Origin of the sequence: Ornithinibacillus halophilus (assembly GCF_900129485.1) — a bacterium.
GTDB classification, from domain to species: Bacteria; Bacillota; Bacilli; order Bacillales; family Amphibacillaceae; genus Ornithinibacillus; species Ornithinibacillus halophilus.
In genome coordinates this window covers 1-18,480 of the sequence record NZ_FQVW01000005.1, presented here as the reverse complement: position 1 = coordinate 18,480, position 18,480 = coordinate 1, and the positions used below count along the sequence as shown (strand labels likewise).

Sequence of the window (18,480 nt, the reverse complement as noted above, 5' to 3'; positions counted from 1 at the left end):
TGTAGTAGTTAAGTGGTCAGACCACCTGTTTAGATAGTTGAATTACCTTCTACTGCAAAAGGAGCGAGTAGCGTGAATTTACGAGATGAAGCATTACAAATGCATAAAGCAAAAAAAGGAAAGTTAAGTACAGAATCAAAGGTGCCAGTGCGAAATGCTAAAGATTTAAGTTTGGCATATTCACCTGGAGTAGCCGAACCATGTAAAGTAATTCATGATCGTAAAGAAACCGTTTATGATTACACGATGAAAGGTAATATGGTTGCAGTAGTAAGTGATGGGTCAGCTGTACTAGGTCTTGGAAATATCGGACCAGAGGCAGCACTTCCTGTAATGGAAGGAAAATCAGTACTATTCAAAAGCTTCGCTGGAGTAGATTCATTTCCAATTTGTTTAGATACCCATGATGTTGAAGAAATTGTTCGTACTGTTAAATTAATGGAACCTACTTTTGGTGGTGTCAACTTAGAAGATATTGCAGCTCCTAACTGTTTTATCATTGAAGATCGTCTTAAAAAAGAAACTAATATACCTATTTTCCATGATGATCAGCATGGAACAGCAATTGTTACTGTAGCTGGTCTAATTAACGCTTTAAAACTAGTAGGAAAATCATTTTCTGAAATTAAAGTTGTAGCAAATGGGGCTGGTGCTGCAGGGATTGCTATTATTCGATTGTTATATAATTTCGGGGTTCGCAATATGATTATGTGTGATACTCGTGGTGCCATTTTTGAAGGTAGAACATATGGTATGAACGAAGTAAAAGATCGTGTGGCTGAATTTACTAACATTGATAAACAGGAAGGATCGCTAGATGAAGTCATTGAAGATGCTGATGTGTTTATTGGTGTTTCCGTTGGTGGAGCATTAACAAAAGAGATGGTAGGAAAAATGAACCGCGACCCAATTATTTTTGCAATGGCAAACCCTGATCCTGAAATCATGCCAGATGATGCAAAAGAAGCTGGTGCAAAGGTTATTGGAACAGGTCGTTCGGATTTTCCTAACCAAGTAAATAATGTATTGGCATTTCCAGGGATTTTCCGTGGTGCATTAGATGTTCGAGCAACTAGAATTAATGAAAAAATGAAAGTTGCCGCAGCACAAGCTATTGCTTCACTAATTGATGAGAATGAACTCACAGCTGATTATGTCATTCCGGCACCATTTGATGCGCGTGTTGCTCCGGCAGTTGCAGCAAGTGTTGCTAAAACCGCTATGGAATCAGGAGTAGCCCGGATTCAGGTGGATCCAGAAGACATTGCTGAAAAGACAAAACAGTTATCTCAAATTAAAGAATAGAATGGTTATTTATCGGCAAGTGTGCCTGTAAAAAATAGAACAATAAAGGAGTGAAACATGGCTGTGTCCATGTCACCTAAGCAAAAAGTTTACCAAGGGGTATTACAAGAATTACGTAAATTCATTGAAGTGAATCATTTAAAAGCAGGCGATAAATTACCTTCAGAAAGGGAACTTGCCGAAACATTACAAGCGGGAAGGTCTTCTGTAAGGGAAGCGTTACGTGCGATGGAGCTGCTAGGGCTCATTGAAACTAGACATGGGGAAGGAACTTTTTTAAGTTCTTATCGCCCATTACAAACCGTCGAGATTTTAGCTTCCTTTATTCTCCAGGAGACGACAACTAGAGACGAATTAGTATTAGTGAAAAATCTACTAGAAAAAGAAGCAGCCAAATTGGCGTATGAGAATATAGATGAGGGATTACTGGAAAAATTATCATCTATCATCAACCAAGAGTCAAAAGAATGGAATAACATCCATGATGAATTTTTTACTTTTATATTTAAAATAACTGGGAATCAATTATTCACAAAAATTTGGAAGTTGATTGAAGGCTATTCACATGCAGTAAATCAATCGTATTATGAAGAAAGCTTTTACCAAAATTTAATACAAGCTTATCGAAATCAAAACTATGAATTAATCGAACAATTATTTAATCAAGAACTAGAAAATTAATAGAGCATTCATATCATATATCATTTATTCATAGATTAATCATAACTATTATTTTAACTTTTACGCTAGTTGTCCGAAGAGAAAAGGGGGAGTTTCCTTGCTTAAAGATCTATTTAGCAAGAAGAAAAAATATGCATCTATACCTAGTGAACAAGCAAAGCAAGATGTTCCTGAGGGTTTAATGAAAAAGTGTAGTAAATGCTATAAAATCTATTATCGTAAAGAATTAAATAAAAATCTAAATGTCTGTCCAAGTTGTGACTATCACCATCAACTTACTGCATGGGAGAGAATTGATAGCTTATTTGATGAGGGGACATTTCAAGAGTGGGACCATGGTCTACTATCTACTAACCCACTAGAATTTCCTGATTATGAAGCGAAACTAGAAAAAGACCGTAAAAAGACTGGTTTAAATGAAGGGGTAGTAACTGGAAAAGGGTCCATCGATGGCCAAGAAGCAGCATTTGCAGTTATGGACTCTAGCTTTAGAATGGGTAGTATGGGTTCAGTTATTGGTGAAAAAATAGCTCGTGCAGTTGAAAAAGCGAAAGATGAGTCCCTACCTTTTATCATTTTCACAGCTTCTGGTGGAGCGCGCATGCAAGAAGGTGTACTAAGCTTAATGCAAATGGCAAAGACTTCTGTTGCGATTAAACGTTTCTCGGAATCTGGTGGATTGATGATTTCTGTTATGACACACCCAACTACTGGGGGAGTATCTGCTAGTTTTGCATCAATTGGAGATTATAATTTTGCTGAACCAGGTGCATTAATTGGATTTGCAGGAAGAAGAATCATTGAACAAACGACACGAGAAAAATTGCCTGATGATTTCCAAACAGCTGAATTTTTATTTAAACATGGGCAGCTGGATCAAGTAGTCCATCGTCACGACATGAAGCAGCTTTTTGTAAAACTATTGCAAATGCATCAGAAGGGTGGGGCTTCTTCATGAAACAAGTATTAGATTTTGAAAAGCCAATTGTTGACTTAAAAGAGAAAATTGCTGAGTTGAGAAAATTTACAAGCGAAAGTGATATTGACTTAACAGAAGAAATAAACACGCTTGAAAATCGATTATCTAGCTTAGAAGATGATATTTATGGCAATTTAAAACCTTGGCAACGGGTACAAATGGCCAGACACAAAGAACGTCCAACCACATTAGATTATATCAATGAGTTGTTTACAGACTTTATTGAATTTCATGGGGATCGTTTATTTGGTGATGATGAAGCGATTGTCTCAGGGATTGCATTTTATAAGGATACACCTGTAACGGTTATTGGGCATCAACGTGGGAAGAATACGAAAGAAAACATTCGTAGAAACTTTGGAATGCCACATCCAGAAGGGTATCGTAAAGCATTACGTCATATGAAACAGGCAGAGAAGTTTAATCGTCCAATTATTACTTTTATTGATACAAAGGGTGCTGAACCTGGAAAAGCAGCAGAAGAAAGAGGTCAAAGTGAAGCAATTGCGAGAAACCTAATGGAAATGGCAGGATTAACGGTACCAGTTATTTGTGTTGTAATCGGTGAAGGTGGTAGTGGTGGAGCACTAGCACTAGGGGTTGGAGACCATATCCATATGTTAGAAAACTCAACGTATTCGGTTATCTCCCCGGAAGGTGCAGCTGCTCTACTTTGGAAAGATTCTGGTCAAGCACAACGAGCTGCAGAATCCATGCGTATTACGGCTCCTGACTTATTTGAGTTAGGTCTAATTGATGAAATTATTCCAGAACCAAAAGGTGGCGCCCATCGCGATGTCAAAGAACAAGCGAAATACATTGATAAAGTTATTGACCAATCATTAGCTGAATTAAAAAATTTATCTATTGAGGTATTACTTGAGAAAAGATGGGAAAAATATAAACAAATTGGAGATTTTAATGAGCAGTAGTTTGCATACAACTACGCGCAGAAATAATCATGGAACCTACCGGGATTCCATGATTATTTTCATTTACGGCAAAAGTCTAGAACCACCCAATATCCATTTAGTATGTACTATTAAATGGTAATAATATCCTTTAGATAACCTTATTCTTCAGTACTTTTTCATAAAGTAAAACACATTTAAAAAGTTCCCTGAAACGGGTTGTTTTTTGTTGATATTTCCTATTCTAAGGCTTATCGTGTAATAGGAGATAGTAAATAAGATAAATAAGAAACGTACTAATTTGTAACCTTATGTACATACTAAAAAAGATATAGTAGACGACTGAAAAGTTTGTTGATTGAGGTGATTATAGTGAAAAAAATAGGTGTTCTTACGAGTGGCGGAGATGCACCAGGAATGAACGCTGCAATCCGTGCTGTTGTACGTAAATGTATTTACCATAATATAGAAGTTTATGGAATTAAAAATGGCTACCAAGGGTTGATTGACGGTAACATAGAAAAAATGGAAATAGGGTCGGTCGGCGATATCATCCAACGCGGGGGAACAAAGCTTTACTCTGCTCGTTGTGAAGAATTTAAAACAGATGCCGGACAAGAAAAAGGAATTGAACAGCTTAAAAAGTTTGGAATTGAAGGATTAGTTGTCATCGGTGGGGACGGAAGTTTTCGTGGTGCACAAAAGCTTACTGAAAAAGGTTATCCTTGTGTAGGTGTGCCTGGAACGATTGACAATGATATTCCTGGGACAGATTTTACGATTGGTTTCGATACCGCGTTAAATACGATTATTGAGGCAATTGATAAAATTCGTGACACAGCTACATCCCATGAACGTACATACGTCATTGAAGTAATGGGGCGAAACGCAGGAGATTTAGCATTATGGGCAGGTCTTGCCGATGGTGCTGAAACGATTTTAATTCCAGAAGCAGAAGATGATTTTGCTGATGTAATTGCGCGACTTAAACGTGGCCATGAACGTGGGAAAAAACATAGTATTATTATTCTTGCAGAAGGTGTTGGAAGTGGTATTGAATACGGGGAACGCATCCAAGATGAAACAAAATTAGAAACCCGTGTAACAGTTCTAGGTCATATCCAACGTGGTGGTTCACCAACGGCAGCTGACCGTGTATTAGCAAGTCGGTTAGGTGCAAAAGCAGTAGATTTACTGTTAGGTGGTAAAGCTGGAAGAATGGTTGGAATCCAAAATAATGAATTAGTAGATCACGACATTGAAAAGGTTCTTACTGATAAGCACGCCATTAATATGGAGATGTATAAATTATCGAAAGAACTTTCTATATAAGTTTTTGAAATAGTAGGAGGGTTATATATGAGAAAAACAAAAATCGTTTGTACGATTGGTCCAGCCTCAGAATCTGTGGAGACATTGGAAAAATTAATGGAAGCTGGAATGAATGTTGCACGCTTGAATTTTTCCCATGGAGATTACGAGGAGCATGGAGCGAGAATTAAAAATATTAGAGAAGCAGCAGCTAACACTGGAAAAACAGTTGCGATTCTTTTAGACACAAAAGGTCCTGAAATCCGTACAGGTAATTTTAAAGATGGACAGGCTGAACTTATTCAAGGAAATACCGTTTATATTTCAATGAAAGAAGTAGAGGGAACAGCAGAACGTTTCTATGTGACTTATGATGGATTAATAAATGATGTTCATGAAGGTTCTAAAATTCTTTTAGATGATGGACTTATTGAATTGGAAGTACAAGAAGTAAACCATGACAATCAAGAAATTAAAACGATTGCTTTGAATTCAGGTACAATTAAAAATAAAAAAGGTGTAAACGTGCCAAATGTATCTGTTAACTTACCAGGTATTACTGAGAAAGATGCAAATGATATTACATTTGGAATTGAACAAGGTGTCGACTTTATCGCTGCATCGTTTGTTCGTCGCCCATCTGATTTATTAGAGATTAGAGAAATTCTTGAAAAACATGATGCAACACATATTCAATTGGTTCCTAAGATTGAAAATCAAGAGGGTGTTGATAATATCGACTCCATTTTAGAAGTAAGTGATGGTTTAATGGTTGCACGTGGTGACCTAGGGGTAGAAATTCCTGCTGAAGATGTTCCTCTAGTACAAAAAGAATTAATTCGCAAATGTAATCTAAATGGAAAACCAGTTATTACTGCTACACAAATGCTGGATTCCATGCAACGCAATCCTCGTCCGACTAGGGCAGAAGCATCCGATGTTGCCAATGCTATTTTTGACGGAACGGATGCAATTATGCTTTCAGGAGAAACGGCAGCAGGGAATTACCCTGTAGAATCTGTTCAAACTATGCGCAATATTGCTGTAAAAACAGAATCTGCTTTAGATCATGATACGATTCTAAAAACACGTTCTCGTTCTGTGGATATGACGATAACAGATGCAATCAGTCAGAGTGTGACGCATACAGCGATGAATTTATCTGTGAATGCGATCATCACACCAACAGAGAGTGGACATACTGCTCGCATGATTTCAAAATATCGTCCAAAAGCACCAATCGTTGCCGTTACTTTTTCAGAACAAGTAAATCGTCAATTGTCCCTTGTGTGGGGAGTTCATGCAGTGATGGGTAAAAGAGCACTTACAACAGACGAAATGCTTGATATTGCGATAGACCGTGGATTAAGTGCTAAATTATTTGAACGTGGAAGTCGCGTTATCATAACTGCAGGTGTACCAGTTGGTGAAAGTGGTACAACTAACTTAATGAAAGTCCACGTAATTGGTGACGTAATTGCAAAAGGACAAGGAATCGGTAAAGGTAGTGCTTATGGTCATGCGGTTGTTGTACGAAATGCAGAAGAAGCAACTAAAGTGAAGCAAGATGATATTATCATTGCATACGGTACAGACCGAGATATGATGCCGGCAATTGAAAAAGCTTCTGGAATCATTACAGAAGAAGGTGGATTAACATCACATGCTGCTGTTGTTGGGTTAAGTCTAGGAATCCCGGTAATTGTTGGTGTTAAAGATGTTATGGACTTGATAAAAGATGGTCAAGAAATTACAATTGATGGTAATAAAGGTGATATCTATCAAGGACATGCTAGCGTATTATAACAGTTAAATGATAAGATAGATGTCAGAGGTCAGAAGGATGAAAGTAGTTCATCACTGACCTCTGTACTTTTTTAATTCAGAGATGTGTAGCTCCGGGCGTCTGACTATCGAAAATCGATTATGAACGTGCACTGCGCTTTTCTATGAGAGGATGAGAATTTATGCGTTGGTTATTACTTGCATTAATAGTAGTACCTGCTATAGAGATTGGTGTTTTCATTTGGGCTGGGGGAATTATTGGTCCATGGTGGGTAGTTGCATTAATCTTACTAACTGGAATTGTTGGTGTTACATTAGCAAAGCAACAAGGAATGGAAACTTGGCAGAAAGCACAAGAATCGATGCAATATGGACAACCACCAACGAAACATATTATTGATGGAATTTGTATTTTTGTTGGCGGCGTCTTTTTATTTTCCCCAGGATTTATTACGGATATTATTGGTTTCACACTCGTTGTCCCGGCAACTCGAGGTGTTTTTAAAGGGTTTATTATGCGTTTCGTTCGTCAAATGATGGATAAAAACACCGTCATCTATCGTAAGTGGTAATTACCCTTTCACAAATAGCCATACTTGTTTGAAGATTCCAGATTCTAGCAACACATTAACTAAAATAATAAGCATTGGTGCCAATAAAATTCCTAATACTCCCCAAATCTGAAAACTAACAAATAAGATAATTAAACCTACCAATGGATTTATACCAATACTTGAAGACAGAATTTTAGGTTCTAGTAATTGTCTTGAGATAATTACACACATATATAATATGGTTAAACCAATAGTCATGGAATAATCAGCTACTAGAAAAGTATAAACAATCCATGGAATAAAAATAACGCCAGTACCAATAAAGGGTAAAACATCAAATATAACTGTTAACAGAGTGATGGTTAAAGCATGTTCCACTTTTAAGATGATTAATCCGATAAAAATGATGACCGTACTTATCGTAATTAGTAAAAGTTGAGCTTTTACGTATCCTGACAATGCCTTTTTTAGGTGCGTTATAAAATTTCCTGTGTATGCCTGTACTTGTGCTGGAGTATGTTTTTTTACAAAAAAACGAATGGTGTTCCAATCCTTGGTAATGAAAAATGTTGCTAGTAACGTAAAGATTAGAAAACTAAATGAACTTGGTACAGTTGCAATATAGTTGGGTATATTTTTGAAAAAGTCTTGTAAAAGAGTTCCACCTGTTGTTGCAATATCATTTAATAAGTTTTGAACATAATCTTGTATCGATGTTTGTTGCGATTCATTTAATGCATGAAAATATGAACTAAAATTATGATAAATCGGTAATAATTGATTTGTAATCCAATCCTCAGTCAGTGATACAAATGATTCAAAATAACTCGGTATCTTTTCGGATAAATAGGCTGTGCCTTGAATAATTTCACTGACTATTAAAAATAAAAAACCTATAAAGATACAAAATATTATCGATAAAGCGGATATTGTACCTAGCGTTCTCGGTATCTTGATTTTTTCTAATGCATGAACAAAAGGATGAAGAATGATTGCAATCACAATTGCTATTAAAAAAGGAAGTATATAACTAATAGTAGTGATAGCTAATAAATACGCACAGAAAATAATCGCTACTACAATGAGTCCTCTTGCTAATTTTAATAGTAATGGCTTGTACATAAAATAACCCCATTTTTTTAATCAACAAATTTTGCATGAAATAATAAAGACAAGCTCTTTAGAAATTATATGTTGGTTCGAATAGGGTTAGACTTAATCTATTAAAAAAAATCTAACAAACTTTAATGTTATTATGTTGATAAATAGGGGATTTTAGCGTTATTCAATAATTTCCATTAAAAAATTAAACGGTTTCATTTCACATATAAGCCATAATACCTTATAATTGGTTTTGGGGATGGCAATATCTATAGTAAGAATATTGTCGAAAAATTTTAACATTATAATTTGTGTTATAATTGTTACAACTATTATAGAAAAGGAGAGGGTTTTGTTATGACAGCAACGAAAGGTCTAGAAGGGGTTGTAGCAACTCAATCGTCTATTAGTTCAATCATCGATGACCAACTTACATATGTCGGTTATCGTATAGATGACCTAGCTGAGAATGCTAGTTTTGAGGAGGTAGTATTTCTACTTTGGAATTTACGTTTACCAACTCAAGTAGAATTAGATCAATTCAAACAAGAGCTTGCTAATGAAATGGCATTACCTCAAGCTGTAATTGATCATTTAAAATCTTATGATTTAAAAACAGTTCATCCAATGGCTGCTCTACGTACAGCAGTTTCACTACTTGGACTTTATGATGAAGAATCAGATGTAATGGAAGAAGAAGCAAATCGACGTAAAGCAGTACGTCTACAAGCGAAAATCTCAACAATTGTTGCAGCATTCGCTAGAATTCGTCAGGGCTTAGAACCTGTACAACCAAAACAAGGTGTAGGTTATGCATATAACTTCTTATATATGCTTAATGGAAAAGAGCCTGAAGACATTGAAATCGAAGCAATTAATAAGGCGCTAGTATTACATGCAGACCATGAATTAAATGCATCTACGTTTACTTCAAGAGTATGTGTGGCAACATTATCCGATATGTACTCTGGTGTAACAGCTGCAATCGGCGCACTTAAAGGACCACTTCACGGTGGAGCTAACGAGCAAGTGATGAAGATGCTTTCTGAAATAGGCGAAGAAGAGAATGCAATTCCTTATATTGAACAAAAATTAGCTAATAAAGAAAAAGTTATGGGAATGGGGCACCGTGTATACCGTACAGGAGATCCACGTGCTAAACACCTTAAGAAAATGTCTGAAGAGTTGACTAAGTTAACTGGACAAGAAAAATGGTATAACATGTCTGTTAAAATTGAAGATTACATTAAACGTGAAAAAGGACTTCCAGCTAATGTAGACTTCTATTCAGCATCTGTTTATCATAGCTTAGGAATCGACCATGATTTATTCACACCAATCTTTGCTATGAGCCGTTTCTCAGGATGGATTGCACATATCCTAGAACAATATTCTAATAACCGCCTAATCCGTCCACGTGCAGATTATGTTGGTCCAAACACACAAGAATATGTAACAGTTGAAAATCGCTAGTCAACTAGAATGCGAGTAAAATTTTAACAATAATGCTAGACATCTTTGAAAGAACACTATTGAATGACTAATAATTGTCAAGGATGATAGCCGGGGAAATCCGGCTATTATCATGAATAACTAAATTATGGTAAAATAGCAATGTTAGATGATTACTAGGAGGATTATAAGATGACACAAGGTGAAAAAATTATTGTAGAAAATGGCAACATGAATGTTCCGAACAACCCAGTTATTCCTTTCATTGAAGGAGACGGTACTGGTCCTGATATCTGGGCTTCAGCAAAACGTGTAATCGAAGCTGCTGTTGAAAAAGCTTATGATGGGACTAAAAAAATTGAATGGTTAGAAGTTCTTGCTGGACAAAAAGCATTCGACCAAACTGGTGAATGGTTACCACAAGATACTTTAGACAAAATCAATGAATATAAAATTGCTATTAAAGGTCCTTTAACAACACCAATCGGTGGAGGAATTCGTTCACTAAACGTTGCACTTCGTCAACAATTAGACCTATTCACTTGCCTACGTCCAGTACGTTACTTTGAAGGTGTTCCATCTCCAGTTAAACGTCCTGAAGATGTAGACATGGTTATTTTCCGTGAAAACACTGAGGATATTTATGCTGGTATTGAATGGCAAAAAGGTTCAGATGAAGTGAAAAAAGTAATTAACTTCTTACAAAACGAAATGGAAGTACATAACATTCGCTTCCCAGAAACTTCAGGTATCGGTGTGAAACCAGTTTCTGAAGAAGGAACAAAACGTATCGTACGTGCTAGCATTCAATATGCGATCAATGAAGGTCGTAAGAGTGTTACACTAGTTCATAAAGGTAACATTATGAAATTCACTGAAGGTGCATTCAAACAATGGGGATATGAAGTTGCTGAACAAGAATTCGGTGATAAAGTATTCACATGGGCTGAATATGATCGCATCGTAGAAACTGACGGTAAAGATGCTGCTAATAAAGCACAAGATGAAGCATTAGCTGCTGGTAAAATCTTAGTTAAAGATTCTATTGCAGATATCTTCTTACAACAAATCTTGACTCGTCCTAAAGAATTTGACGTAGTAGCTACAATGAACCTAAACGGTGACTATATTTCTGATGCTCTAGCTGCACAAGTTGGTGGTATCGGTATTGCTCCTGGTGCAAACATCAACTATGACACTGGTCATGCTATTTTTGAAGCAACACATGGTACAGCACCTAAATATGCTGGACTAGATAAAGTAAACCCTTCATCTGTAATCCTTTCAGGTGTTCTAATGCTAGAACATTTAGGATGGAGAGAAGCTGGTGATCTAATCACTAAATCTATGGATAAAACAATTGCTTCTAAAGTAGTAACTTACGACTTTGCTCGTCTAATGGATGGAGCTACAGAAGTGAAATGTTCTGAATTCGGTGATGAACTAATTAAAAACATGGGTTAATTAATATACAAAAGTGCCATACTTCTGGATAGAGGTATGGCTACTTTTATTTTTAGATATAATTATAAGCTAGTAAATATATAGGGAGGAATTAATGTGGGCAATAAACGGAAGAAAATCTCAGTAATTGGTTCAGGTTTTACAGGAGCAACTACGGCATTAATGGTTGCTCAAAAAGAGCTAGGAGATGTAGTTTTAGTTGATATTCCAAACATGGAAGACCCTACAAAAGGGAAAGCGTTGGACATGCTAGAAGCTAGTCCTGTTCAGGGATTTGATGCAAATGTAATCGGTACTTCTAACTATGAAGATACAAAAGAATCAGATCTTGTAATCATTACTGCTGGTATTGCACGTAAACCAGGAATGAGTCGTGATGATCTTGTAAACACAAATGCAAAAATCATGAAAGCTGTTACTCAAGAAATTGTTACATATTCTCCAGAAACAACCATTGTTGTATTAACAAATCCAGTTGATGCGATGACATATACCGTATATAAAGAATCTGGTTTTCCTAAAGAGCGTGTAATCGGTCAATCTGGTGTATTAGATACAGCTCGATTCCGTACGTTTGTTGCACAAGAATTAAATGTTTCTGTGAAAGATGTGACTGGTTTTGTTTTAGGTGGCCATGGTGATGATATGGTTCCGCTAATCCGTTATTCCTACGCAGGTGGTATTCCACTAGAAAAATTAATCCCTAAAGAACGATTAGATGCCATCGTTAAACGTACACGAACTGGTGGTGGAGAAATTGTTAACTTATTAGGTAATGGAAGTGCTTATTATGCACCAGCAGCATCAATAACAGTTATGGCAGAAGCAATTTTGAAAGACCAACGTCGTATTCTACCATCCATCGCCTACCTAGAAGGCGAATATGGTTATAGTAATATCTATTTAGGTGTCCCAACCATTTTAGGTGGTAATGGCATTGAAGAAGTAATTGAATTAGATCTGACAGATGATGAAAAAGCAGCCTTAGATAAATCGGCTGAGTCTGTGAAAAAGGTACTTGATATTTTAGAATAAATTGGAGTGGGGCACAGATATGAAGTGTCCCACTTTTTTTACGTATTGCTAGGGGATTTTTGTAGAAAAGCACTGATTGCCGATAAATTGAACTGATTCCTCGATAAAATAAGAAACTTACCGATAACTACCTTAACAATCCCGATAAACTCACCACAATCCCCGATAAGACACCAATTTTTCCCGATACACTAATCATCCCCTGGCTATTGAGGTGTGATTCACTTGGGCAGAGTAAAAACTATGATGTTACAACCATTTTTGGTATAATAGAAAACGCTTACATAATGTGGAGGTGTTTTTATGATCGGTAAAAAGAGAAAGCTAGGAAAGAAAATTGACGATTTGCAAGTTGGCGAATCATACACTGCTACACATATCATTCAAGATAAAGAGCTACTATTATATTTAGGCTTAACAAACGATGCCAACCCACTTTACATACAACACGATTACGCTTCGCAAACACCCTATCATCAGCCTATTGTTCCATCTGTGATGCTTTTCGGGATGGTCTCATCAATTGTTTCCATGCATTTACCTGGTCCAGGAAGCCATATCTTACAACATAGCATTAAATTCCCAAAGGTCGTTTATCATAATTCAGAGGTGAAATTTACTATTGAAATCACTGATATTGATAAAGAGGACCATCACGTCAAAATGACTGTTATTGGGTTTGATGTAAAAGGAGACGTTGTCATAGAGGGTGAACTTGAGGTTTGTCCTGCATATAAACCAAAGTCGATCACTGCAAGTTCACTAGAGAATTTCTTTTAAAGAAACTACGTCCAGTCAAGGGGAGGGTGAAATACTAGTTAAATTTAGCACCATTACCCTCAATTGCTATATTTATTCTCTATGAAAGTAAATTTTTATTTACAATCGCGTTCACATGTTCCATTTTTCCCGGTTTCATTGTAAGATTGAAGTAGTAACTACTGGGGAAATGGGGAAGACAGATGAATGAAAAAATACTAATTGTTGATGATGAACAGTCGATCGTTACATTATTAAAATTTAATATAGAAAAAGCAGGGTATTCTGCTGATGTGGCTTATGACGGTCTTGAGGCATTAGATAAAGTAAAACAACAGCAATACGATTTCGTCATCCTCGATCTTATGTTACCAGGATTAGATGGAATTGAAGTGTGTAAACAAATACGTCAACACCAACTTGATGTTCCTATTTTAATGTTGTCAGCTAAAGATGAAGAGTTTGATAAAGTACTGGGGCTTGAGATTGGTGCAGATGATTACTTAACAAAACCATTTAGTCCAAAAGAAGTTCTTGCACGAATTAAAGCTATCTTAAGAAGAAGTAGCAAGCAAGTAGAAACGACGCAAAATGTGATACGTGTCGGTGATATTGTTATTTTTCCTGAAAGATATGAAGCAGAAAAAGATGGCAAAGTACTAACATTTACACGGAAAGAATTTGAGTTGCTACACTACCTTTCTAGACATAAAAACAAAGTATTGTCTAGGGATCAATTACTAAGTGCCGTTTGGGATTATGATTTTGTTGGAGATACTAGAATAGTAGATGTCCATATAAGTCATTTACGAGATAAAATAGAAACAGATACAAAGACGCCTGCGTATATTAAAACGATTCGAGGGTTAGGTTATAAATTGGAGGTTCCGGTGCAGTGAAAACACTTTTTTCAAAACCAGTCATCTTCTATTGCATTGGATTATTATTACTAGTTTTATTAACAGGGTTTGTATTATATCCTTTTGTTGAGAACTTTGTAGTATTAGGTGCTGTATTAAGTGCACTTTATGTTGTATTAATAATGATTCTTTTATATGTTTTTGATACGTATATTAAACCAGTTCAAAAAGTGACTAAAACAATTAATCAATTAGTAAAAGGGAATTACCGTGCAAGAGTGCATCATCCGATTACAGGAAGTATTGGGGAACTAAGTAGTAAGGTAAATGCTCTAGCTAGAAGTCTAAGTGAATTATCTATTCATGAAAAAATACAGTCTGAGCAATTTTCAACCGTTATTGATAATACCCAAAGTGGATTAGCTTTGGTCGATGAGAAAGGCTACATCCACCTTGTAAATAGAAAATTTCTAACCATGTTTGGAAAGACTACGAAGGATTATGTAGGCTATCTTTATTATGATGTGATTACTAATGAAAAAATTCACCGTGCGGTCCAAGATACATTTTTATATGAAGATACCGTAAAGAACTCCATTACTCATAATGACTATTATATTGAAATAGTCGGTGCTCCAATATCAAATGAACGTGGAATGATAAAAGGTGCAGTTTTAGTTTTTTATGATATTACCGAATTGAAGAAATTAGAGGTAATGCGAAAAGATTTTGTTGCAAATGTTTCTCACGAATTAAAAACCCCAATGACATCGATTACTGGTTTTGCAGAAACGTTAAAAGATGGAGCACTAGAAGATCCAGAAACTAGTAAACAATTTGTTCAAATCATATATGATGAAAGTAAAAGATTACAAGCAATCATTGAGGATTTACTAGCACTATCAAAATTAGAAAAAGAAGAGTTTCATCTTGATCTTGTAGAAATTAATGTTAAAGAGATAGTCAATGAAGTAATGCCAGTTATTAATCAACAGGCAGAACGTAAACAAATTAATTTCTCTTTAGATTGTGAACAGGAATTTGTATTTAAGGCTGACTATGATCGTGTAAAACAAGTGCTCATTAACTTATTAATGAACGGTGTTAATTACACGCCTGAAAAGGGGAATGTTCACTTGGAGGTTAATTCTACAGAGGAACATGTTCATTTTCGTGTGACAGACACTGGCATTGGTATTCCGAAAGATGCACTTCATAGGATATTCGAACGTTTTTATCGGGTTGATGCAGCGAGAAGTCGCAATACTGGTGGAACTGGACTAGGACTCGCAATTGTTAAACATATTATGGATGTACATGATGGAACAATTGAGATAAATAGTGAAGTTGATAAGGGAACTAAGGTTGATGTCTATTTCCCAAGAAATATAGATAAATAAATGACAGAAGAGACACATGGCAGAAAATGTTTGCTATGTGTTTTTTTCTTTGAAAGATAAGAATGTATAAAATTCAGAGATGTCTAGCTCCAGCGCCTACCCCCTCGAGGTCTTAAGTCAATCCTCTCTGTGGCAAAAAGCACCACGCCGAGGCTCGTCTTAAGCTTGTCGGGGGTGAACAAGGCGCTTGCGCTTTTCTTATACTGTGACTTTTTATCAGGGTTTACGTCTTAGTAGTAAGAAATGAAGAGGGGGAGGATGATGGAATCAAAAAGAGATATCGTCAGTGATTGGTATGATGAATATAGTGATGCAATAATAAAATTTATCTTATTAATGATTCACGATTACCAAACGGCTGAGGATCTTACCCATGATACTTTTATCAAAGCCTATAGAAATTATGAAACATTCAAAGGAGATTCCAAAATAAAAACATGGCTATTTCAAATCGCACACAATGTTACGGTTGATTATTTACGAAAGCAAAAACCAATCTTATTTCTAAAGAACATCTTTCCCTTGATAGATACTTCCATGCTTCCAGATGAGGAGATGGTTGTCAAAGAGGATTCTAAAGAATTATACCAGGCTTTAGCTAAGTTGAAACTTTCATATCAAAAAGTCATCATCTTAAGGAAATTAAAAGAATTTTCGATACAAGAAACGAGTGAAATTCTAGGATGGTCAGAGGGAAAAGTCAAAACAACATTATACAGGGCGTTGCCAGCTCTAGAGAAGCAACTTAGGAAAGGAGGTTTTTCTAGTGACGAAGGACTATCCAAAGAACCGAAGAGATCATGAGTTTAAGAAGTTGAGCCACGCTATTAGCTGGAACAGTAACAAGAAAGAGCAGTTGCATCAACGGATTAATGATTCTATTGATAGATTAGAAAGTAAAAAGGATAAATCGATTCGATTCTCGCCATATGTTGCAAGTATAGGGTTGTTTTTGGTGTTTATAGCTGTTGGATACACTCTATATTTCAATGGTGACCAACAAAATATTCAAGGCCCTGAAGAACCACCAGTTGTTATTGAACCTACTCCTGATGATGATGAAACTGATGAATTAGGAGACAATGAAGCCCAAGAAAAAACGTTGCACCACTATGATGGGACATATGATGACTCTCATTATTCAGTGGCTATGACAGATGAACGTTCTGATTACATTATTGAAGCAAGCATTCAAGGATTCAATCAAGCCAGAATTGGCGTGAACAAAGAGAAACTAGCAAAAATCACTTATGACGCGGATAGTTTATTGAATGAATACCTTCTTTCGGAATATGGTTTACAAGTAGTGTTCAATGAATTTCCTATAGGCGATTTTGAAGTTGTGGACAATCATTTAAACTTACAATTTGAACAACAAGATGTGATGGGTTTGACGCTCCATTCAGGAGTAGACCGTGCATTTAGTCTCGCTAACAGAATATTTGCATCAAACTTTATAAATGAGGCATTCCATTATACAGTATATTCTGGAGATGAACCATTTTATAATGAACATGAAGGTTTTGGAATTATTGATATGCCGATAAATACTCCTCGTTTTTATGTGCCGGTAACTATAGACGATAAGATTTATCTTGGGTTTAGTGCATATGGTGATAATGTATTTGAGGATAAAAATCAATTGTTTGAAGCATATTTTGCCAATCATCAGGATTCCATCGACTTTTCTATGTTTACTGTAGATTATATAGAGATAAATGCCCGCAATGATTACGAAATTTCTATTGAAGGAGACTTGGGAAAAGCAGCTAAGGCAAATCAAATGATTGAACGTGATATCCGTGAGTTATTAATTCATGGACTGGGGTTAAATATCCTTCATCAGAAAGAGCTTTTTCCTAATGTGCATGAACTTTTTGTTATTATAAACGGAAATTCTATAGACAGTGTACCACTAGAATTATCTAGCATTACACCAAATGTATTGCCATATGACTTTTTTGCAGAATGGGAACCTGAAGAGGAATTTGATGTGGGCCAACTTTCTGTTAAAAATAGCACGTATGAGACTATAAGTGAAGTGTTAGACTCCGTAGAGGTTAGTTCAAATTGGTCTCGAAATAAGGAAGTAGTTGCTTTTTCTTCTATTGGAGATTCAGATCCACAGTCTTATATGTACTTATGGAAAGTAGGAGAAAAGAGGCCGATGATAGTTGAAGATGTTTTTGGTTATATCTCGCATTATAAATGGTCTCCTAATAGTCAGTATGTTATCGCTGAAATGCATACGTCAGCTTTTGGTAGAACAGGTATTTTATATTCAATGAAAGATGGTTCGATTTCTGAGTTTCAGTATGATTATAGTTTGGCATGGTCCCCAGATTCTACAAAGATTGCAATTGGTTTGGTGGATGAAAATGTGGAACCAGTAGTTCAGACGGAGATGGGTGGAACGATGCATCTTGCTGAGTATGATTTGGATACTGGAAATGTCACTGTATTAGAAGAAGGGACACAACACTATTATTTATATCCAAGTGCATGGGAAGACGATGGAACGATTATTTATGAAAAGAGAGATATAGAAAATCCGGTGAAATTGGAAGTACTGGAATGGAATGAGTAGGAGTGTCTTCTAATCTTATAAAAAATGGAAGCTGGTACAAAAGATTTATAGATATAGCAAGATCCGAACAAAATAATTTGTTCGGATCTTTTGAAATTACGAGTGTATTTTAGTGATGGCATGCGCAGCCTCTACAGTAATGATAGCTCTTCTCGATGCCGGAAGCACACGAATCCCGAAGTCTACGGTAATCGATAGTGTGTCTCGATGCCGGAAGCAGAGCAATCCCGAAGTCTACGGTAACCGATAGAGCTTGTCGATGCCGGAAGCACACGAATCCCGGAGTCTACGGTAAC

16 protein-coding genes are annotated in these 18,480 nt (G+C 36.2%); 15 read left to right on the top strand and 1 reads right to left on the bottom strand.

Features of this window, described 5'->3' with window-relative positions:
* Positions 1–72 precede the first annotated feature (72 nt).
* From BUB12_RS04155 to BUB12_RS04125, 7 genes are all read left to right on the top strand, one after another.
* Entirely contained in the window at positions 73–1,305 is a 1,233-nt protein-coding gene (locus BUB12_RS04155) for an NADP-dependent malic enzyme (protein WP_200801017.1), read from the top strand.
* 57 nt (positions 1,306–1,362) lie between these two features.
* On the top strand, positions 1,363–1,986 hold the full coding sequence (locus BUB12_RS04150) for a FadR/GntR family transcriptional regulator (RefSeq protein ID WP_143155592.1): 624 nt from the start codon (positions 1,363–1,365) through the stop codon (positions 1,984–1,986).
* A gap of 97 nt (positions 1,987–2,083) precedes the next feature.
* Entirely contained in the window at positions 2,084–2,944 is an 861-nt protein-coding gene (gene accD, locus BUB12_RS04145) for an acetyl-CoA carboxylase, carboxyltransferase subunit beta (protein WP_072888355.1), read from the top strand.
* Positions 2,941–3,897 (top strand): acetyl-CoA carboxylase carboxyl transferase subunit alpha, encoded by a 957-nt coding sequence (gene accA, locus BUB12_RS04140; RefSeq protein ID WP_072888353.1) that lies wholly within the window; start codon positions 2,941–2,943, stop codon positions 3,895–3,897. The genes accD and accA overlap by 4 nt, the downstream gene beginning before the upstream one ends.
* 351 nt (positions 3,898–4,248) lie before the next feature.
* Complete coding sequence (gene pfkA / locus BUB12_RS04135) at positions 4,249–5,208, top strand: 6-phosphofructokinase (RefSeq protein ID WP_072888351.1); 960 nt, start codon at positions 4,249–4,251, stop codon at positions 5,206–5,208.
* A 27-nt stretch (positions 5,209–5,235) separates the two neighbouring features.
* Entirely contained in the window at positions 5,236–6,993 is a 1,758-nt protein-coding gene (gene pyk, locus BUB12_RS04130; protein ID WP_072888349.1) for a pyruvate kinase, read from the top strand.
* A gap of 161 nt (positions 6,994–7,154) precedes the next feature.
* On the top strand, positions 7,155–7,544 hold the full coding sequence (locus BUB12_RS04125) for an FxsA family protein (RefSeq protein ID WP_072888347.1): 390 nt from the start codon (positions 7,155–7,157) through the stop codon (positions 7,542–7,544).
* Here BUB12_RS04125 and ytvI read toward each other — a convergent pair whose 3' ends face one another.
* Positions 7,545–8,648: a sporulation integral membrane protein YtvI gene (gene ytvI / locus BUB12_RS04120; RefSeq protein ID WP_072888345.1), complete on the bottom strand. Its 1,104-nt coding sequence runs from the start codon at positions 8,646–8,648 to the stop codon at positions 7,545–7,547.
* A 336-nt stretch (positions 8,649–8,984) separates the two neighbouring features.
* Here ytvI and citZ point away from each other — a divergent pair, with 336 nt between their 5' ends.
* The 8 genes from citZ to BUB12_RS04080 all read left to right on the top strand — a co-directional run bounded on the left by citZ (position 8,985) and on the right by BUB12_RS04080 (position 18,184).
* Positions 8,985–10,100 (top strand): citrate synthase, encoded by a 1,116-nt coding sequence (gene citZ, locus BUB12_RS04115; RefSeq protein ID WP_072888343.1) that lies wholly within the window; start codon positions 8,985–8,987, stop codon positions 10,098–10,100.
* Positions 10,101–10,271: 171 nt separating this feature from the next.
* Entirely contained in the window at positions 10,272–11,543 is a 1,272-nt protein-coding gene (gene icd, locus BUB12_RS04110; protein ID WP_072888341.1) for an NADP-dependent isocitrate dehydrogenase, read from the top strand.
* Positions 11,544–11,639: 96 nt separating this feature from the next.
* Positions 11,640–12,578 carry a malate dehydrogenase gene (gene mdh / locus BUB12_RS04105; RefSeq protein ID WP_072888339.1) on the top strand — a complete coding sequence of 313 codons (939 nt, stop codon included), beginning with the start codon at positions 11,640–11,642 and terminating at the stop codon, positions 12,576–12,578.
* Between the two features lie 303 nt (positions 12,579–12,881).
* Entirely contained in the window at positions 12,882–13,358 is a 477-nt protein-coding gene (locus BUB12_RS04100; protein WP_072888337.1) for a MaoC/PaaZ C-terminal domain-containing protein, read from the top strand.
* 182 nt (positions 13,359–13,540) lie between these two features.
* Complete coding sequence (locus BUB12_RS04095) at positions 13,541–14,236, top strand: response regulator transcription factor (RefSeq protein ID WP_072888335.1); 696 nt, start codon at positions 13,541–13,543, stop codon at positions 14,234–14,236.
* Positions 14,233–15,597, top strand: a complete 1,365-nt coding sequence (pnpS, locus tag BUB12_RS04090; RefSeq protein WP_072888333.1) for a two-component system histidine kinase PnpS — start codon at positions 14,233–14,235, stop codon at positions 15,595–15,597. The genes BUB12_RS04095 and pnpS overlap by 4 nt, the downstream gene beginning before the upstream one ends.
* Positions 15,598–15,858: 261 nt before the next feature.
* Complete coding sequence (locus BUB12_RS04085; RefSeq protein WP_327196129.1) at positions 15,859–16,401, top strand: RNA polymerase sigma factor; 543 nt, start codon at positions 15,859–15,861, stop codon at positions 16,399–16,401.
* Positions 16,364–18,184: a TolB family protein gene (locus tag BUB12_RS04080; protein ID WP_072888319.1), complete on the top strand. Its 1,821-nt coding sequence runs from the start codon at positions 16,364–16,366 to the stop codon at positions 18,182–18,184. Before BUB12_RS04085 ends, BUB12_RS04080 begins: the two co-directional genes overlap by 38 nt.
* Positions 18,185–18,480 lie beyond the last annotated feature (296 nt).

Coding starts and splice junctions, on each gene's coding strand:
- BUB12_RS04150 (WP_143155592.1), top strand. CDS start 1,363: ATGGCTGTGTCCATGTCACCTAAGCAAAAAGTTTACCAAGGGGTATTA.
- BUB12_RS04085 (WP_327196129.1), top strand. CDS start 15,859: ATGGAATCAAAAAGAGATATCGTCAGTGATTGGTATGATGAATATAGT.
- BUB12_RS04125 (WP_072888347.1), top strand. CDS start 7,155: ATGCGTTGGTTATTACTTGCATTAATAGTAGTACCTGCTATAGAGATT.
- BUB12_RS04100 (WP_072888337.1), top strand. CDS start 12,882: ATGATCGGTAAAAAGAGAAAGCTAGGAAAGAAAATTGACGATTTGCAA.
- citZ (WP_072888343.1), top strand. CDS start 8,985: ATGACAGCAACGAAAGGTCTAGAAGGGGTTGTAGCAACTCAATCGTCT.
- BUB12_RS04095 (WP_072888335.1), top strand. CDS start 13,541: ATGAATGAAAAAATACTAATTGTTGATGATGAACAGTCGATCGTTACA.
- icd (WP_072888341.1), top strand. CDS start 10,272: ATGACACAAGGTGAAAAAATTATTGTAGAAAATGGCAACATGAATGTT.
- accA (WP_072888353.1), top strand. CDS start 2,941: ATGAAACAAGTATTAGATTTTGAAAAGCCAATTGTTGACTTAAAAGAG.
- pyk (WP_072888349.1), top strand. CDS start 5,236: ATGAGAAAAACAAAAATCGTTTGTACGATTGGTCCAGCCTCAGAATCT.
- ytvI (WP_072888345.1), bottom strand. CDS start 8,648: ATGTACAAGCCATTACTATTAAAATTAGCAAGAGGACTCATTGTAGTA.